Here is an 18,038-nt window from a genome sequence, read left to right as displayed (position 1 = left end):
GCGCTCATGAGCACCCCAGATTTCGTCTACAAGATCGCCACCGAAGCCGCGTTCGCACCCGCCCGCGACACGCCCTCCTTTACCGGCATGACGATCGATGCCAAGGATGGCTACATCCATTTTTCCACTGCCGCGCAGCTGGCCGAGACCCTGCGCCTGCACTTTGCCGGTCAGTCCGGGCTGGTGCTGCTGGCGGTACGCAGCGCCGATCTTGGTGATGCCTTGATCTGGGAAGCGTCGCGCGGTGGCGCTTTGTTCCCTCATCTTTATGGTGGACCGCTGCCTTGCGCTGCCATTGCCTGGGAGGCGCCGCTCAGCGTCGCCGCCGATGGCAGCTGCGTCTTGCCCGAGGCCGTGCAATGATTTTTTCTGCGCTCTCCCCGCTGCTGCGCATTCCGGCCTTGTCGGGGATGACCCAGCAGGCACTGCTCAAGATGGACGCCGAGACCGCGCACGGCGCCACGATTACCGCGCTGCGACTGGGTCTGGCGCCAGAGCAGAGCCACGCTGACAGCCCCGAGCTGCGCACCAGGTTGTGCGGCATGGAGCTGAACAACCCGATCGGCATGGCGGCGGGCTTTGACAAGAATGCCGAGGTGCCGCGTCAACTGGCGCAGATGGGTTTTGGCATGGTGGAAATCGGCACGGTCACGCCGCGCCCGCAATCGGGCAATCCCAAGCCGCGCCTGTTCCGCCTCCCCAGCGCCCAGGGCGTGATCAACCGCATGGGCTTCAACAATGAAGGCCACGACGCTGTGTTCGCCCGGCTGAGGGGTTTGCGTGTTCCAGCAGCGCTTGGGGTCAATATTGGCGCCAACAAGGATAGCGAGGATTTCGTTGCCGACTATGTGCTGGGGGTGCAGAAATTTGCCGATCTGGCCGATTACCTGACGGCCAATATTTCCTCACCCAATACGCCCGGCCTGCGCAATCTGCAGAGCGATGAAGCCCTGCGCCGTTTGCTCGGCGAACTGCTCGCCGCCCGGGCCAAGGCCAAAACGCGCGTGCCGGTGTTTCTCAAGATTGCGCCCGATCTGGATGAAGCCGCGCTCGATGTGATCGCCAAAGGGGTGCTCGCCACCGATCTTGATGGCCTGATCATCTCCAACACCACCACTGCCCGCGACACCGTAGCCGGGCTCGACAATGCCGACGAAGCCGGCGGGCTGTCGGGCAAGCCGCTGTTTGAGCGCTCAACCCAGAAACTCGCCCAGATGCGCCAGCGCGTCGGCGATCTGCCCATCATTGGTGTCGGCGGTATTCACTCGCCACAATCGGCCCTGGCCAAGTTCGAGGCCGGCGCCAATGCGATCCAGCTCTATTCGGCGCTGGTGTTCGGCGGCCTCGACCTGCTCGATACCATCAAGCGGGGGCTCGTAGCGGCCGTACGCACCCACGGAAAGACCAATATCGATCAGTTGGTGGGGAGCCAGACGGCCGACTGGGCCGCCGGCAAAGCGCGGCCCTAGGGCTGTTTCGGACTGGTGGAAAACAACGCTTCGAACTGACCATCTTCAATCCGAGCCGCAGCGATCACCGCCTGGGTGCGGCTGTCGACGTCCAGCTTCTGCAGGATGGCCGAAACGTGGGCCTTGACCGTGGCCTCCGAGATCGTCAGTTCATAGGCGATCTGCTTGTTCATCAGGCCGTCGCTGAGCATCATCAGGACCCGTACCTGCTGTGGCGTCAGCGTTGACAGGCGGCGCATCAGCGCGGTGTGGTCATCGTCGCTGCTCAGCAGTGTCCCGTCGGGCACAAACACCTCGCCCGACAGCACGGTCTCGATGGCCCGGCGGATTTCGGTCGGGCCGGCCGATTTGTGCAGATAGCCCGCTGCGCCCAGCTCGAACGCCCGGCGCACCACGGTGCTGTCCTCTACCGCCGAGATGATCATCACCGGAATATCGGGGTATTGTGCGCGCAGCAGCAGCAGCCCCGAAAAGCCCCGCACCCCCGGCATGTTGAGGTCGAGCAGCACCAGATCGCAATCACGGTCAGCCTCAAGCGCGGCGCTCAACCCGGCCAGATCGCCGGCCTCCTCGACTGTTACCGTAGCGTCGCCACCAGACAGGGTCTGGCGTAACGCGGCACGGAACAGTGGATGGTCATCGACGATGATGATGCGGCGGCGTGTCATGTTGGTGTCAGCCTCTCAACGCAGACAATTCAGGTGCACAATCAACCTATAGCCATAAGATCCCAGAAAATCAGCTCTCTTGGGGGACTTAACAGGCATAATGCGACAATGCTTAACCGGTTCTTTACCATGTCTTACCAAGAGTGGCCGTCATACCTTCGTGTTGAATCGCGAGGGGACCGTCTTTTCATGACAGGTACCGTTTATGGCTCGCGCGCACTCATTTCAGGATCTGTCCGACCGGTCGAGTGACCCCCAGCCGGGCGAGTGGCAGGCACTGCGCGGCGAATTGGTAGCCCTGCTCGATCAGGTTGAAAACCGCTACGCCCGCGTTGACCGCGAAGAGCCGGCGCTTGATGGACTGACCCAGCGCGTTCGCAATCTGCGTGATCAGGTCATTGGTCCCGAGCCGGCTGTCCGTCGCCGCGAAGCCCTGCGCACCGTCAAGCGTGCGGTTGACCGGTTTAGTGATCGCGACGAGGCCACCCGGATCGAGGACGAGCAGGACGCCCTGGCAAGCGCCATCGCCGAGATCCGTGGCCGCCAGATGGCGGGCAGTGCTGTCCCCATGGGCCGCCATATCGTTGATCTGCCCGAATTCCGCGAGCTCAATGGGCTGGTCGGCGGCCTGTCTGGCCGCCTCGAACAGCTCGAAAGCGAACTGAAATTCCAGCGCCACGGCAATGGCAGCGTGGACGAAGTGGCCAGCCAGGTTGAGCAACTCACCCACGTCGTCGAGCTGCTGGCCGGTGCGGTCGGCGAGACTGGGCAGGTCAAGCGCCTCGAGTCCCAGATCGCTGCCTTGGCCGCGCTGATCGAGCAGGGCCCCAAAGTTGGCCTCAGCGCCATCAACAAACGCCTTGATGATGTCTCGGCCACCGTCGGCAAGCTTGCCGAACTGCAGGCCCAGCAAATGGAACGCGAAATCGCGCGTGAAGACCGCCCTGCGGCCGCGCCGACGTCCGACGGCGCAGCGGCTCTGGTTCCCGCCATGCACGCCATCGAGACCAGCGTCCGCAATATCTATGATCGCATCGACGCGATCGAGCAGAATGTTACGCTGCCCTCCAGTGATTTCGAGCGGCTGACTGCGGAGATGGCCGCCTTCACCCAGGCCATGCATAGTCAGGAAACCGCCCCCGGCGCACTGGTCAAGAAGGTCGATGCGCTGGCCGCCCGCATCGGTGATTTCGAGGGCGCCAATGGCGATGTCGCCGGGCTCAAGCAGGATATTTCGGCGCTGCGGCAGGCGGTGATCGCCGGCATGGAGCCGCGCTTCAACCGGATCGAAAGCCAGATTGAGGCGCTTTCCGACCGGCTGGTGCCTGGCGCCGGGAGCACGCAGGTCGAAGATCAGCTCAAACTGCTGATGCAGCGCATGGATGAAGCCAGCACCCAGCTCAACGGCCTGGCCAAACTGTATTCCACCCCCAACGACGCCGCCGACATCGAAGCAATGGCTACTCTGGTTGCCGAGCGCACCAGCGAGGCGGTAGCGCGCAAGGCGCCAGCACCCGTCGCCATGTTCGGTCCCGACAGCCTCAAGAGCATCGAAGACCGTCTCGCCGGCATGATCAAGAGTGCCGGCAAGGTTCCCGATTATGAGACGCTGGCCGATCTGGTCGCCGAAAAAACCTCGCAGGCCGTCGCCAAATCGGCATCCGGCCCGACCGCCGCCGGTATCAGCCATGACAGCATGAGTGAACTTGAGCAGCGCATGACTGCCCTGTTCAAGACCGCCGGCAAAGATACGGCTGAACGCCTGATGCGTCTTGAGGCAGCGCTGAGCAATCGCGCTGCAGCGTCCCAGCCTGCCGCTGCGACGCGCAGCAGTTCAAGTGTTGCCGCAACGCCCGAGGCCTGGCCTGCGCCCCCCGTGCTTGAACCATCGAACGCCAGCCCAGGCGAACGGCTCGAAGCCATGTTGGCGGCGCTGGGAGACCCCGATACCGACAACGACGCCATGCCGGCCAATCCGGGTGACGATGCCCCCCTGGTTGACCCCGGTTTCAGAAATTCCGGCCCGATTGGCGCCGCGCTGGCTGCCAAGGCCAGTGCTGCCCGCTCCACCGTGCTCGCCCCTGAACCTGTGGCGAAGACTGCCCCGGCCGCAGCGCCAAAACCCGCAGCGACCAAGACCGCCGGCCCGGCGCCGGCCGAGCGCCCTGCGTTTGCGCCAGATACCGCCGAGCGTCCGCCCCGGCCGCAGTCGAGCTTCTCGCAAGGGGTTGCCGACAGTTTCCAGCCATCCAGCCCAAGCCTGTCACCGGCCGAGGTGCAGACCAGCCAGAACAGCACCAGCACATTTGTGGCCGCGGCGCGTCGCGCTCAGCGGGCCCGCGCTGAAGCTGTCGTGCCTGACGCTACGGCCAACTCGCTGATCAGCCGCGCCCTGTCGCGCTTCAGGCCCGAGAAAGAGGTCATGCCGGTCGCCGAGCAGCCGCCCAAAGCTGAAAAGCCAACCAAAGCCCCCAAGGCGCCCAAGGTAGCCAAAGCCCCCAAGCAGACCAAGGCGAACAAGGTTGAGCCGGTGGTGGTTCCGCCCATGCGGGACGCCGATGACGATGCTGATCTCCGGCCCAGCTTTCTCATCCGGCATCGCCGGCCACTCCTGCTCGCGGCCGCGCTCGCTGCCGTATCCATGCTGGCGCTCAATCTGGTCATGCAGCGCATGGCAAGTGCCGAGCCCCAGCAGGCGATTGGCGCAGCGCCGGCGATCGAGGCAGCTCCCACAGTTGCGCCCGCATCATCGCCGGACATTTCCCTCGTCCGCCCCGAACCGCGCGTCATCGACATGATCGATGATACGGCGACGGCCTCGATAAACCCCAAGGTGTCGAGCTTCATGCCCTCCGCCACGCCGACAACGCCGATGCCCGCTTCTCTCCTGGCGTATGCGGACGGTACTGGCGCTACGTTTGCCCCACGCGCCACCCCGGGCAGTGCGCCGGATACAACCGGCAGCATTCCCGAGCAGAACGCCAGCGTCGACGTCTTTGACCTGCCGCCCGCAACCGTTGGTCCCCTGGAACTGCGCCAGGCTGCAGCCAATGGTGACACCAAGGCGCAGTTTGAAGTCGCTGCGATTTTCAGTGAAGGTCGTGCGGTCGAGCAGGATCATGCCCAAGCCGCCATCTGGTACGAGCGTTCTGCCGCGCAGGGATTCGTGCCCGCCCAGTATCGCCTGGGCAATCTCTACGAGACCGGCACCGGCGTCGACAAGGATCTCGAAATCGCCAAGCTCTGGTACCAGCGTGCGGCAGACGCCCACAATCGCATGGCCATGCACAATCTGGCCGCGCTCCATGCCGGTGGCCAGTTGGGCGAGCAGGCATTCGAAACGGCTGCGGAATGGTTTGAGCAGGCCGCATCACGGGGCATGACTGACAGCCAGTTCAATCTGGGCATGCTGTATGCGCGTGGCCTGGGCGTGCCGCAGGACTTTGAGCAATCCTACAAATGGTTTGCCTTGGCTGGACTCGGGGGTGATGCCGACGCCGCCAAGGCGCGCGACGACATTGCCAAGTCCCTGAGCGCCGACGCAGTCAGCCGGATCAATGTCCTGGTCGCCAACTGGAAGACGACGCCCATTGACCTTGCCGCCAACTTTGCGCCAATCGGCACCTGGTCAGACAAATTCGCGCCCGGCGAGCCCATCAGCGCCCGCGACGTCGTCACCAAGGTGCAGACGGCACTGGCCAGGCTGGGTTTTGATATCGGTACGCCGGACGGTCTGGTCGGCCCCAAGACCGCCGAGGCGATCGCGGCATTCGAACGCGGGACGGGCATGAGCGAAACCGGCGCCATCAACCCACGGCTGCTGGCAGTTCTGGGCAGTCAGCCGGTCTGATTTCCGGCCTTTCGCCCGCCCGGCGTCCGACGCACAACAATATTGCAGTTTCTGTCCCTGAAAACCGGGCCTTTGACTTATTGTTGACGGACGCTGCTGTAGGGTGATGCCAGCGTAGCAATTTCGAACGGAACCAGGGTCTTGCAGATCTATCTGCCGATCGCCGAAATTTCCGTGAACCTCTTCTTTCTCGTGGGGATCGGAGGGGCCGTCGGATTCCTGTCGGGCCTGTTTGGCGTCGGCGGCGGATTCCTGCTGACTCCACTGCTGATTTTCTCGGGCGTGCCAGCTTCGGTGGCCGTTGCCTCGGTCACCGGACAGGTTGTCGCCGCGTCGACATCGGGTGCCTTGGGGTATTATCGCCGCGGTGGAATTGACCTCCATCTCGCGCTCTACCTGATACTTTCGGGCATTGTTGGTGCCGTCGGCGGCGTAGCGGCATTCGCTCTGCTGCGCGATGCTGGCCAACTCGACCTCGTCATTTCCGTCGGTTTTCTGGTGCTATTGGGTTCAGTGGGCACGCTCATGCTGGTCGAGTCGACCCGCTCCCTGCTCAAATCGCGCAAGGGCGTGGTGGTGCGTGAGCGGTTGCCCAATCAGCACAACTGGATCCACGGCCTGCCGCTGCGCGTCCGGTTCAAGAAATCCCGCCTCTATATCAGCGTCCTGCCGGTGCTGCTGATCGGACTGTTCATCGGCTTTGTCGGCTCGCTACTGGGCGTGGGCGGCGGTTTCATCATGGTGCCGGCGTTGGTCTATCTGCTGCGGGTACCCGGCAGCATCGTTATTGGCACCTCGCTGGCCCAGGTTGTGGCCATGATGGCCGCCACCACCATCCTGCATGCTGTGCAGAGCCAGAGTGTCGATATCATACTTGCATTTTGCCTGATGATCGGCGGCACCGTAGGGGCTCAGTTCGGCGCTTCCGCCGGCAAGCAATTACGGGGCGAGCAGTTGCGCGGCCTATTGGCGCTGCTGGTTCTGGCGGTCGCTATCCGTTTTGGCTTCTCGCTGATCCTCACCCCTGCCGATGTCTTCAGCACGGCGGTGATGGGAGCAGGCAAATGACCCGGCTGCTCACCCCATTGCTGCTTGTCCTGCTGCTGATTGCACCGGCCCATGCCGAGCGGCTGGTATCGCAGATGTCCAATGAAAGCATCGAGATCACCTCGAGCTTTGATGGCGAGCGGATGTCGTTCTTTGGCATGATCGCCCCCGACGCCGGTTCCGAGCAGAAATTTGTCACCGGTCCCTTCCATGTCGTGATCGTCGTGCTGGGTCCGACGCAAGACCGCGTGGCCCGCGAAAAGACCCATAATTTCGGCATCTGGTTCAACACCGATCAGGTCGGGTTCGACAATTTCCCCAGCTATCTCCACGTGCTTTCCAGCAGCCGGCTGAACGACATTTCCGACGTCACCACCCTGACGGCTAACGGCATCTTGCCCGAGTCTTATACCTTGGCCGCCAGTACCGGCGATTGGTGGAAGTCGGCAATCTTCAGTCGCGAACTGGTGCGTCTGATGACCGAGGAAGGACTGTTCGGTGTGCAGGAAAACGGCGTCAATTTCCTGTCCGACAATTTCTACTCGGCCCGGCTGACGCTGCCCAGCAATGCGCCACCCGGGCCCTATATCGCCCTGACCTATGTGTTCCAGAACGGCGACATCATTGCGCGGAAATCCGAGGGTTTTTCGGTGCGCAAGATTGGCTTTGAGCGCTTCGTCGCGATGGCCGCCGTGCAGAGCCCGCTGCTTTACGGCCTGGTTTGCGTCATCCTTGCCCTGTTCACCGGCTGGCTCGGTGGAGCGATCTTCAGGCGCTGATTATCTGCGCACCAGCCGCTTGCGGCTGACCGGATAGGTGCGGTCCTTGCCCAGCATCGTCACTTCCAGCCCCGGCAGATGAAACAGCCCCTCAAAGGCCGCCGACAGAATGTTGATAGACCCTGTCGAGGCGCCATAGGCCGGCAGGATCATCAGCCGATTGTCGTGCACAAAGCAGGGCCGTCGGGTCGATCGACCGTCCATCTGGATATGGGCCGCCGGATGCAGATGGCCGGCAATCAGCCCTGATATGCCGCGGCGGGGTTCGTGCGTCAGGGTCAATCCGGCCAGCACCAACTCGGCCATCGCCGTGCCCGCCAACCCGTTCGGGGCGGGGTCGTGGTTGCCGGAAAGCCAGGTGCACTCAACGCGCCCGGCGAGCGTATCAAGTCGCATACGGTCCGACTTGGCCAGAAGATTGCTGGCATCGGGGCGATGGAAGCTGTCGCCAAGGGCTACCAGGCGCTGCGCGCCGGTGCGGCGCAAATCCGCCTCAAGCCGCGCCAGTGTCAGCCCGGTATCATAGGGCGGCAGCATCTGTCCGCGCGGGGCAAAACTGCTCATTTTTTCCAGGTGCAGATCAGCGACCAGCAAGGTCTGCTGCGCGTGCCAGTACAGCGCGCCAGAGGGCAGCGGCTCGAAATTGTGACCGGCGAATCGCACAATCGGTGTCTCTGTGCTCTCGGCATGAAATTGAACCTGGCTCAAATCTGTCCGAGTGCCTCACGCATCAGTTCATCTGCAGCATCAGCCATAGCCGATTCGCGGCCTTCCCCGAAAATCGGCTCCTTGCCGATATCGAGCATCACCGGCACCGCCAAGGGCGAAATCTGGTGCAGTGGCTTGTGCACGATATGGCCGCGAATGCGCCCCAGCATGGCGCCCAACCGCTCGATGTCGAGCAGGCCGCGCGCCGCATCGCGCCTTGTCGCCTGGATCAGGATGTGGTCCGGCTCGTGCTGGTAGAGCACGTCATAGATCAGGTCGCTACTCATGGTGATCTGGCGGCCCGATTTCTCCCGGCCCGGATGCCGCCGTTCGATCAACCCGGCAATGATCGCGCAATTGCGGAAGGTCCGCTTCATCAGCGCCGATTCATCGAGCCAGGCTTCCAGGTCATCGCCCAGCATGTCCTGCGAGAATAGCTCGTCCAGCGACAATCGCCCGGTGCGGATCAGCGCGGAGAGATCGCCCAGTCCCCAGATGGCCAGCGCGTATTCGGAGGCGACAAAGCCCAACGGCCGGGCCCGGGCCCGCTCCAGCCGCCGCGTCAGCAGCATGCCCAGCGTCTGATGGGCCAGTCGACCCTCAAATGGGTAGCAGACCAGATAGTTCTGTGCGCCGCGCGGAAAGGTCTCGACCTGCAGGCTGTCGCGGCGCGGCAGCACCGAGACATCGCGCTGCAGCCGCAGCCAGTCGCTCACCTGGTCCGGCAGCTTGCCCCAGTCATCGGGACTATCCATGATCCGCCGGACCCGTTCGGCCAGATAGGTCGAGAGCGGAAACTTGCCGCCCATATAGGATGGGATCTTCGGATTGGTGGCCTGCGCGCGGGAAACGAAAGCCTCGTTGTCGCGCATGCCCTCAAAGGCGACGATTTCGCCACCAAACATGAAGGTGTCACCCACCAGCAGCGTGCCGAAGAAATACTCTTCCATCTCGCCGAGCACGCGCCCGCCCGCGCCAATCGGGCTTTGCGATTGTCCCTTTTTCATGCCGCGCGAGCGCACCAGCCGCACCCGCACCATCGGCTCTTCGATAATGGTGCCGATATTGAGCCGGTATTGCTGGGCCACCTGCGCATTGGCCACCCGCCAGGTGCCATCCGCGGTCAGCTTGAGCCGCGCATAGCGCTCATAGGCCTTGAGGGCATAGCCACCCGTGGCCACGAACTCGAGCACCCGGTCGAACTGGCTGCGTTCGAGGTCACGATAGGGCCAGGCCAGCCGGACTTCGTCATAGAGTGCATCCGCAGCGAACGGCGCCGCACAGGCCATGCCCATAATGTGTTGGGCCAACACGTCATGACCGCCCAAAACCGGGTCTTCGCTATCCTGCTGGTTCTCGGCTACTGCTTCCAGCGCCGCTTCGCATTCAAGCACTTCAAACCGGTTCGACGGCACCAGCAGCGCCTTGGATGGTTCATCGAGCCGGTGATTGGCGCGGCCGATGCGCTGCAGCATGCGCGAGGACCCCTTGGGCGCACCCACCTGCACCACCAGATCGACATCGCCCCAGTCAATGCCCAGATCGAGCGTCGAGGTGCACACCACCGCCTTGAGCGTGCCGGCCACCATGGCGCTCTCGACCTTGCGGCGCTGCTGTACCGACAGCGAGCCATGGTGCAGCGCGATGGGCAGCAGGTCATCATTGATCGCCCATAGCCCCTGGAACAGCATTTCGGCCTGGCTGCGTGTATTGACGAAGAGCAGCGTGGTCCGGTGCCGCTTGATGGTCTCATACAGCTCGAAATGGGCATAGTTCGCCGAATGCCCGGCCCACGGCAGGCGCTGTTCGGTTTCGAGGATTTGCAGAACCGGTGGCGCGCCGCCCGAAGCCTGCAACAAATGTGTTGGCCTGCCCGGCACGGGCTGGGCAATCCAGTCGGCCAGCAGATCTGGTCGCGCCACCGTGGCACTGAGGGCGGTGATCTGCAGCCTGGGCGCCAGACTGGCAATCCGCGCCAGCGCCAAAGACAGCAACTCACCGCGCTTGGAGGTCACCAGCGCATGCAATTCGTCCAGCACAATGCGCTTGAGCGAACCGAAGAACAGCTCGGCCTGCGGGTGGCTGATCAGCAGGCATAGCTGCTCGGGCGTCGTCAGCAGGATATGCGGCGGCTTGGCCCGCTGCCGGGCGCGCTTGGAGGCAGGCGTATCCCCGGTCCGCGTCTCGACCTTGATCTTGAGTCCCATCTCCTCGATCGGCGTGGTCAGGTTGCGCTGCACGTCAACCGCCAGTGCCTTGAGCGGCGAGACGTAAAGGGTATGCAGGCCCTCATGCGTCCCGTCGATCAGATCGGTCAGCGTTGGCAGGAACCCGGCCAGCGTCTTGCCCGCCCCGGTCGGGGCAATCAGCAGCGCCGAGGCGCCCGCCTGCCAACTGTCCAGCACATCGAGCTGATGCTGGCGCGGCAGCCAGCCCTTGGATTTGAACCAGTCGGCGATGATGGGGGGCAGGGCGGTCAACCGTCAGCCCTTCCGGCCTTCCCCCGCAAGGGGGAAGCGGCGATCACGACTGGCCGCGTGAATAGCGGGGGTTCTGGCAGACCACAAACTTCGCAAGTCGCACCTTCTGCAAATCGCCAAACACCCTATATGATCCCTCAGGACCACAACAGGGAGGGCCAGCATGACCGATCAACCCCAGACCGAAACGCGGCGTTCCCCGGTGGAACGCCTTTTTGGCGGCCACCCCATCAGTGTGCTGCTCAAGCTCGCCTTGGTGTCGCTGCTCGTCGGCTTTGTCATGAGCATTTTCGGTGTCGATGCGCAGCAGATCGTGCGCGGCGCGGTTGAGCTGCTGCGCGAAACCCTGCGTGATGGTGCCGGGATCTTCCGCAATCTTGGCGGCTATATCCTGACCGGCGCGGCGCTGGTGGTGCCGATCTGGCTGCTGATCCGCCTCGCGCGGAAAAGCTGATGGCTCCCGAGCATCTCAATCTGACGCCGCAACAGGCGCTGTCACGTCTCGTGCCGCATATTCTGGAAATGCAGTCAAACGCTCACGCCCGCATTGCCATCGGCATCGCCGGTGGTCCTGGCACCGGCAAATCCACCCTGGCCAGCGAAATCGTCATCATGCTCAACGCCACGCATCCCGGCAGCGCTGCCGTGGTCCCGATGGACGGCTTTCACATCAGGCACGCCAAGCTCGAAGCCATGGGCCAGACCGATTTCAAGGGCGCGCCGCACACTTTTGAAGGTGCCGAATTCGTCAGCTTCCTGCATCATCTCAAATCGGCAAAGACGGCGGTCAGCGGCCCGGGCTATTCCCGCCGGATCGAAGACGTCGTCGACAACGCCTTCACCATTGGCCCCGATGTGCGCGTGCTGGTGGTTGAGGGCAATTACCTCCTGCTGACCGAAGGTCCCTTCGCCGGCGTCAAGCCATTGCTCGACTATGCGGTGTTCATCGACGTGCCGCGCGATCTGGTGCAGGCGCGTCTGCTCAAGCGCCATGCCGAGGAGGGCCTGTTCAGCGAAGACCGCAATCGTGCCCATATCGAGCGCAATGATTTGCCAAATTACGACCTGGTGCGCCTGTCGCAGGACCGGGCAGATGTGGTGATCTCTTTGCTTACCGACCACTGATTCTGCGAGCTCCCAGATGACCACCGGCGTGCGTCCCCAATATCCCTTCGACGTGCGCCATGCCGATGTGTGGAAGATTGCCATCCCCGCTTCGGTGGCCTTCATAACCGAACCGCTGGTCGGCATTGTTGATATCACCGTCATTGGCCGGCTCGGCGATGCCGGGCTGCTCGGCGGCCTGGTGCTCGGGGCGCTGGTATTCGATGTCGTCTTTTCGATGGCCTATTTCCTGCGCATCGGCACTGCCGGGCTGACGGCCCAGGCAGTAGGGGCGCGCGACCCGCGTGACGGCCTGCTCCATGTCAGCCGCGCCCTGGTGCTGGCGGTGCTGATCGGGCTGGGCATGATCGTGCTGGCGGTTCCCTTGCATTGGGGCGCCCAGGCCCTGCTGGCGCCGGGTCCTGGCGTTGCTGCGGCGCTCTCGGAGTATTTCTTCATCCGCATCTGGTCGGCGCCGCTCGTACTGATCAATCAGGCGCTGCTGGGCTGGTTCTATGGACGTGCCGCCGCCGCCACGGGCATGCTGCTGCAGATGCTGCTTCATGGCATCAATATTGTTGCCAGCATCGTGCTGGTGTTCGGGCTGGGCATGGGCGTCCGTGGTGCTGCTCTGGGCACCGTGCTGGGCGGTACCGTAGCCGCGCTGCTCGGCCTGATCCTGCTGGTGCGCCACTATGGCGGGGTGACCCGTCTGCTCAGCCTGGCGCCCCGCATCGACCTGCTCGACGCCACCGCCCTCAACCGCATGTTTGGTCTCAGCCGTGACCTGATGATCCGCTCGGCCGCCCTGATGGGCGCCTATGCGTGGTTTGCGGCACAAGGCTCGCGCATGGGCGAAGTGGCGCTGTCGGCCAATGCCATCCTGCTCAACCTGCTGATGGTGGTCTCGTTCTTCCTCGATGGCGTGGCTCAGGCCGCCGAGCAGTTGACCGGCAAGGCCGTCGGCGCCAATTGGCGTCCGGCCTTTGACCAGGCCTATCGGCTGAGCTTCGTCTGGGGTCTGGTGCTGACTGTGTCCATGGGGCTGGCCTGGTATTTTTCCGGCCCGCTGCTCATCGGTATCATGACGACCAATGCCCAGGTCCAGGCCTACGCCGTGACCTATCTGCCGATCGCCGCGCTGTGCACCATCAGCTTCATGCCCGCTTTCGTCTATGACGGGATTCTGATTGGCACCACACTCAACACCACCATGCGCAATGGCATGGTGGTATCGCTGGTGGTGTTTCTGGCCGTGGCCCTGGTGGCCCAGCCCCTATGGGGCAATTGGGGTCTCTGGGCCGCCCTGCACAGCTGGTTCATCGCCCGCGGCGTGATCTATTGGTGGGCGCTGGAACGCCGCAAGGCAGGCCTGTTCAGCGCTCCGGCCTAGTTGATCCGTGGACTTGGGTTGCGCGCCTGATTGGCCAGCCCGCTGATTGCGGCGCGCAGGGCGGCGGGTTTGACCGGTTTGGTGACCACGGCGATGCCGCGCTCTTCGGCCAGCGCCCGCACTGCCGGGCTGCGGTCAGCCGTGACCAGCGCTGCCGGCAAATGTCCGCCCACATTGTGCCGCAGCCATTCAATGGCATCCAGGCCCGAGGTCTGGTCGAGGTGATAATCCATCAGCACCAGATCGGGGTACCAGCCCTCAAGCAACTGCTCCTTGTCGATCTGCTTGAGCGACAGCGCACTGCGCACATCGCAGCCCCAATGGCGCAGCAAACCCTCCATGGCTTCAATAATCGATCGCTCATTGTCCACGCAGAGGACCTTCAGCCCAAGCGTGCCAAAATTGATCTCGGCGAGAGCGGGGGCCGGTTCGCTCATCGGGCGAATGGTGCGGGTCAGCGGCAGGAACAACGAAAACCGCGAGCCACGTCCCTCCACGCTGTCCAGTTCCAGGGTCAGGTCCAGCGCGGTGACCAGGCGCTGCACAATCGACAGGCCAAGCCCCAGTCCCTGCGCCATGCGTGCGCCGCGCTCCAGCCGGGAAAACTCGGCAAACAGCAAGCGGTGCTGATCCTTGTTGAAGCCAATGCCCGTATCAATGACGTCGAGCCGCATCCGATTGCCCCGCCGCCGGAAGCCGACCAGTACCTTGCCCCCGCGATTGGTGTATTTGATCGCGTTGGACACCAGATTTTGCACGATACGCCCGACCAGCGAGCGGTCGACCAGCACGGTGGCATTGCTCGGCACGAGGCGCAGCGAAATATTGCGCTCGCGTGCCATCGGCCCGAACTCCACTTCGATCCGTTTCAGCAGATCGCGCGCCGCCACCGGCGCTGGTGCCGGCTTGAGGGCGCCACTGTCGATCCGCGAAATGTCGAGCAGCGCCGACATGATGTCTTCCACCGCCGTCAGCGAGGCCTCGATCGAATTGGCCAGATCGGCCAGGCCCGTCGATTTGGAGCGCTCGATCAGGGTTGATGTATAGAGCCGCGCCGCGTTGAGCGGTTGCAGCAGATCATGGCTGGCCGCAGCCAGGAAACGCGTCTTGTCGTGATTGGCCGCATCGGCCTTGGCCCGTGCGCTCTCCAGTTCCATATTGACCCGGGTCAGCGCCGCCGTACGCTCGGCCACCCGGCCTTCCAGCGAATGATTGACCTGCGCCAGCGCGCGCTCGGCCTGCACCCGGGCGGTGACATCGGAGAAGGCAATGACCAGGCCGCCATCGGGTAGCCGGCTGGAATGAAACTCCAGCGTCTGGCCGTGCTTGCCCGGCCTTTGCGTCACCGTTACCGGCGAAGACGTCAGCAGGTTGATCCGCTCGATCGCCAATCGCGCCGGATCGCCTTCGCCAAGGTCACCGCGATCGCCCAGGAACAGGGCAATGTCGAATAGCGGCGTCCCCAGCTTCTGCAGGGCAGAGGGCAATTCCAGCAAGGCGTTATAGCGGGCGTTGGACATCACCAGCCGCATCCTGGCGTCAAACACCGCGATGCCTTGCGGGATATGATTGATCGCCTGGATCAGGCTCGTTGCTGGGACGAAGGTATCGGGCGACATGGGAAGGACGATCGAAATCACTGCGGGACACGTCGGACTATCTGCCCCCGACCTGCCCTGCGCAAGGCCAACTCATGAGCCATTGCTTTTGCCCCGTCTCTCATTGATGGTAATTGCCCGCCGGTCGCGCGGGCCGCCCGGGGCAGGTGGAAACCACAAGGAAAGGGCTAGCCATGTTCAAGGAATTTCGGGACTTTGCAATCAAGGGCAATATGGTCGATCTGGCAATCGGCGTTATCATCGGCGCCGCCTTCGGTGCCATCGTGTCATCCCTGGTCGACGACGTCTTCATGCCGGTGATCGGCCTGATTCTGGGCGGTATCGACTTCTCCAATCTGTTCATCGTGCTGTCCAACCCCAACAACATTGCGGTGCCGTCGCTGGCTGTTGCCCAGGAGGCCGGTGTCGCAACATTGAATATCGGCCTGTTCATCAACGCGCTGGTCAAGTTTACCATCGTCGCCTTCGTGCTGTTCATGGTGGTCAAGGGCATCAATTCCCTGAAACGGGAAGCGGCCAAGGCACCTGTCGAGGAGACCCCCGCGCCGAGCAAGGAAGAGGTCCTGCTGACAGAAATCCGCGACGCTCTGCGCGCCCGCTGATCCGATCGGGGCCAGCCCTCAGGCTGGCCTTGTCTCTGTCAAGAACATAGGACCAAAGTCCATTGACAATAAAAAACTAGGCAAATATACCTAAATGCGTAGCAACGCATACGTATTGCCCGTATCGGCGCGCGGGAACACTTAGTGCAAACTACTTTATGACACGCCGCGGAGGCGGTAGCAGGGTCGAAGCGAAATATGCCAGGGCAGGGGGCACTATGAGCGAAGTCGTTTACTACCATTCCTCACCGAACCGCGACCGGTTGATTCACATCGTGGATTCCGATCGTGCGACCTGCGAGGCCTTGAGTGTGGTGTTCCGACTGGAGGGGTTTCAAACCACCTTCTCGGTGGACGCAGCCCATTTCATGCTGGGTCTTGAGCGGCGCAACCCCGATATTGTGGTGCTCAATCTGCGGCTTGGCGAAGAAAGCGGCCTCAGCCTGTTACGGCGCATCAAGGCGATGGGTACCAGCACGCCGGTGTTCATGCTGGCCGATCATCCCCAACTGGATGCCGCTGTCACGGCCATGAAGATTGGCGCGTCCGATGTCCTTGGCAAGCCTCTTGATACCGAACATCTTCTCGCCGATATCCGCGAAGCGTTGCAGCAGGATGTTCATCTCAACGCCATGCAGGGTCGTCGACGCATGGTCGAGGTGCGTGGCTTTTCCCAGCTCACCCCCCGTGAGCGCGAAGTGCTGCAACTGATCACCAATGGTCAATCCAACAAGGAAGCCGGTCGCGTCCTGGGCATTTCTCCGCGCACCATCGAGGTTCATCGTGCGCGGGTCATGGAAAAGCTCGGCGCCCGCAATACGGCCGATCTGATGCGGATCGTGCTGACGAGCTAGGGGTGTTGTGGCCCGCGGACAGGGTGCCGCCTGCCACCAGGCCTGCGGCTTGGCGCCGTTGCCTGGTCTGTCAGCGCCGGCCTTGCAGCAGGCGAACCAATGGCCCCGGCAGGGCTAGCCGCCCACAGTCGGCAGCGTCAGGTCACCAGAGGTCAGCTTGCTGGCGGTGATCTTGGCGTCAGCGGGTTCGCGGGGCAATTCCAGACTGGTCCACACGCTCACCAGGGCATGGCGCAGTTCGAACACCATCTCATCGGTGTGCAGGGGCGTTGGGGTGATCCGCAGCCGTTCCGTGCCCTTCGGTACGGTCGGGTAATTGATGGGCTGGATGTAGATATTGTGCTTTTCCAGCAGCATGTCGCTGGCGGCCTTGCACTGGCGCGCATCGCCCACCATCAGCGGCACGATATGGGTCTCGGTGTCCATCACCGGCAGTCCGGCATCGGCCAGAATGGCCTTGGTCAGGCGGGCCTGACGCTGATGCATCATGCGCTCATGACCATTACCCTTGAGGTGCTCGATCGAGGCGCGGGCGGCGGCGCACAGCGCCGGCGGCAGCGACGTCGTGAAGATGAACTCGGCCGCATAGGAGCGCACGGCATCAATGATCGCCTTGTTGGCGGTGATATAGCCGCCCATGGTGCCAAATCCCTTGGCCAGCGTACCCTCGATGACGTCGATCCGGTCCATCAGCCCTTCGCGTTCGGCAATGCCGCCGCCGCGTGCGCCATACATGCCCACGGCGTGGACTTCATCGATATAGGTCAGCGCGCCAAATTCCTCGGCGAGATCGCAGATCTCCTTGATCGGGGCGATATCGCCATCCATCGAGTAGATCGATTCAAAGCAGATCAGCTTGGGCCGCTTGCGATCGACCTGCGCCAACAATTCGCGCAGATGCGCCACGTCATTGTGCCGGAAAATGGACTTCTGCATGCCTGACTGACGCACGCCCTGGATCATCGAGGCGTGGTTGAGCTGGTCCGAGAAAATGACGCAATCAGGCAGCAGGCGCGCAATGGTGGAAATGCCGGCTTCGTTGGAGACGAAGCCCGATGTGAACACCAGTCCCGCTTCCTTGCGGTGCAGATCGGCGAGCGAGCGCTCAAGCTCGACCAATGGGCGGCTGGTGCCCGAAATATTGCGCGTGCCGCCGGAACCAACGCCCAGCTTGCCAGCGGTTTCCTGCATGGCGCTGACCACCTTGGGGTGTTGGCCCATGCCCAGATAGTCATTGGAACACCAGATGGTGATGTCGCGTTCATTGTCGGCGTGATCGCGATAGATGGCTTTGGGAAACTGACCGGCCACCCGCTCCAGATCGGCAAATACCCGGTATCGTTTCTCGGTCCGCAGCGCATCAACGGCATCTTCGAATATGCTGCGATAATCCATCGAAACTTCCTTATTGTCTGTCGCGGACCATTTGGGCGCCCGATTCCGACATTAGAAATATAGGCCGTAG

The 18,038-nt window shown here is 62.9% G+C and carries 15 protein-coding genes; 10 read left to right on the top strand and 5 right to left on the bottom strand.

The window, feature by feature from the left end; translation table 11 throughout:
* Positions 1–6 precede the first annotated feature (6 nt).
* On the top strand, positions 7–363 hold the full coding sequence (locus ABFY71_RS15815; protein WP_347946927.1) for a DUF952 domain-containing protein: 357 nt from the start codon (positions 7–9) through the stop codon (positions 361–363).
* Positions 360–1,469: a quinone-dependent dihydroorotate dehydrogenase gene (locus ABFY71_RS15810; RefSeq protein ID WP_431021544.1), complete on the top strand. Its 1,110-nt coding sequence runs from the start codon at positions 360–362 to the stop codon at positions 1,467–1,469. The genes ABFY71_RS15815 and ABFY71_RS15810 overlap by 4 nt, the downstream gene beginning before the upstream one ends.
* Here ABFY71_RS15810 and ABFY71_RS15805 read toward each other — a convergent pair.
* On the bottom strand, positions 1,466–2,137 hold the full coding sequence (locus tag ABFY71_RS15805) for a response regulator (RefSeq protein WP_305579997.1): 672 nt from the start codon (positions 2,135–2,137) through the stop codon (positions 1,466–1,468). The two genes, ABFY71_RS15810 and ABFY71_RS15805, sit on opposite strands and share 4 nt — an antisense overlap.
* Positions 2,138–2,342: 205 nt before the next feature.
* Between ABFY71_RS15805 and ABFY71_RS15800 the strand changes: the two genes are divergently transcribed.
* The 3 genes from ABFY71_RS15800 (at position 2,343) to ABFY71_RS15790 (ending at position 7,813) form a co-directional block, all read left to right on the top strand.
* On the top strand, positions 2,343–5,987 hold the full coding sequence (locus tag ABFY71_RS15800; RefSeq protein WP_347946926.1) for a peptidoglycan-binding protein: 3,645 nt from the start codon (positions 2,343–2,345) through the stop codon (positions 5,985–5,987).
* 141 nt (positions 5,988–6,128) lie between these two features.
* Positions 6,129–7,055 carry a sulfite exporter TauE/SafE family protein gene (locus tag ABFY71_RS15795; protein WP_347946925.1) on the top strand — a complete coding sequence of 309 codons (927 nt, stop codon included), beginning with the start codon at positions 6,129–6,131 and terminating at the stop codon, positions 7,053–7,055.
* The gene (locus ABFY71_RS15790; RefSeq protein ID WP_347946924.1) at positions 7,052–7,813 is read left to right on the top strand and encodes a TIGR02186 family protein; all 762 of its coding nucleotides are present in this window, start codon (positions 7,052–7,054) and stop codon (positions 7,811–7,813) included. Before ABFY71_RS15795 ends, ABFY71_RS15790 begins: the two co-directional genes overlap by 4 nt.
* On the opposite strand, the gene pdeM is transcribed toward ABFY71_RS15790, so the two are convergent.
* Both pdeM and ABFY71_RS15780 read right to left on the bottom strand, forming a co-directional pair.
* Complete coding sequence (pdeM, locus tag ABFY71_RS15785; RefSeq protein ID WP_347946923.1) at positions 7,814–8,476, bottom strand: ligase-associated DNA damage response endonuclease PdeM; 663 nt, start codon at positions 8,474–8,476, stop codon at positions 7,814–7,816.
* 41 nt (positions 8,477–8,517) lie between these two features.
* Positions 8,518–11,001: a ligase-associated DNA damage response DEXH box helicase gene (locus ABFY71_RS15780; RefSeq protein ID WP_347946922.1), complete on the bottom strand. Its 2,484-nt coding sequence runs from the start codon at positions 10,999–11,001 to the stop codon at positions 8,518–8,520.
* 163 nt (positions 11,002–11,164) lie between these two features.
* On the opposite strand from ABFY71_RS15780, the gene ABFY71_RS15775 reads away from it, so the two are divergent.
* The 3 genes from ABFY71_RS15775 to ABFY71_RS15765 are packed head-to-tail and all read left to right on the top strand — an operon-like array spanning position 11,165 to position 13,498.
* A complete protein-coding gene (locus ABFY71_RS15775; protein WP_347946921.1) occupies positions 11,165–11,455 on the top strand; it encodes a DUF6460 domain-containing protein in 291 nt (96 codons plus the stop codon).
* Positions 11,455–12,126 carry a nucleoside/nucleotide kinase family protein gene (locus ABFY71_RS15770; protein WP_347946920.1) on the top strand — a complete coding sequence of 224 codons (672 nt, stop codon included), beginning with the start codon at positions 11,455–11,457 and terminating at the stop codon, positions 12,124–12,126. Before ABFY71_RS15775 ends, ABFY71_RS15770 begins: the two co-directional genes overlap by 1 nt.
* Positions 12,127–12,142: 16 nt before the next feature.
* Positions 12,143–13,498 carry an MATE family efflux transporter gene (locus ABFY71_RS15765; RefSeq protein WP_347946919.1) on the top strand — a complete coding sequence of 452 codons (1,356 nt, stop codon included), beginning with the start codon at positions 12,143–12,145 and terminating at the stop codon, positions 13,496–13,498.
* Here ABFY71_RS15765 and ABFY71_RS15760 read toward each other — a convergent pair.
* Positions 13,495–15,138 carry a hybrid sensor histidine kinase/response regulator gene (locus ABFY71_RS15760; RefSeq protein WP_347946918.1) on the bottom strand — a complete coding sequence of 548 codons (1,644 nt, stop codon included), beginning with the start codon at positions 15,136–15,138 and terminating at the stop codon, positions 13,495–13,497. The two genes, ABFY71_RS15765 and ABFY71_RS15760, sit on opposite strands and share 4 nt — an antisense overlap.
* Positions 15,139–15,290: 152 nt before the next feature.
* On the opposite strand from ABFY71_RS15760, the gene mscL reads away from it, so the two are divergent.
* Together mscL and ABFY71_RS15750 are read left to right on the top strand one after the other, a co-directional pair.
* Positions 15,291–15,719, top strand: a complete 429-nt coding sequence (mscL, locus tag ABFY71_RS15755; RefSeq protein ID WP_347946917.1) for a large conductance mechanosensitive channel protein MscL — start codon at positions 15,291–15,293, stop codon at positions 15,717–15,719.
* Between the two features lie 218 nt (positions 15,720–15,937).
* Positions 15,938–16,573 carry a response regulator transcription factor gene (locus tag ABFY71_RS15750; RefSeq protein WP_347946916.1) on the top strand — a complete coding sequence of 212 codons (636 nt, stop codon included), beginning with the start codon at positions 15,938–15,940 and terminating at the stop codon, positions 16,571–16,573.
* A gap of 114 nt (positions 16,574–16,687) precedes the next feature.
* Here ABFY71_RS15750 and hemA read toward each other — a convergent pair whose 3' ends face one another.
* Complete coding sequence (gene hemA / locus ABFY71_RS15745; protein ID WP_305580021.1) at positions 16,688–17,968, bottom strand: 5-aminolevulinate synthase; 1,281 nt, start codon at positions 17,966–17,968, stop codon at positions 16,688–16,690.
* Between the last annotated feature and the right edge of the window lie 70 nt (positions 17,969–18,038).

It is taken from the genome of Devosia alba (assembly GCF_039938915.1).
GTDB lineage: Bacteria > Pseudomonadota > Alphaproteobacteria > Rhizobiales > Devosiaceae > Devosia > Devosia alba.
This window is presented reverse-complemented; position numbering and strand designations above follow the sequence as displayed.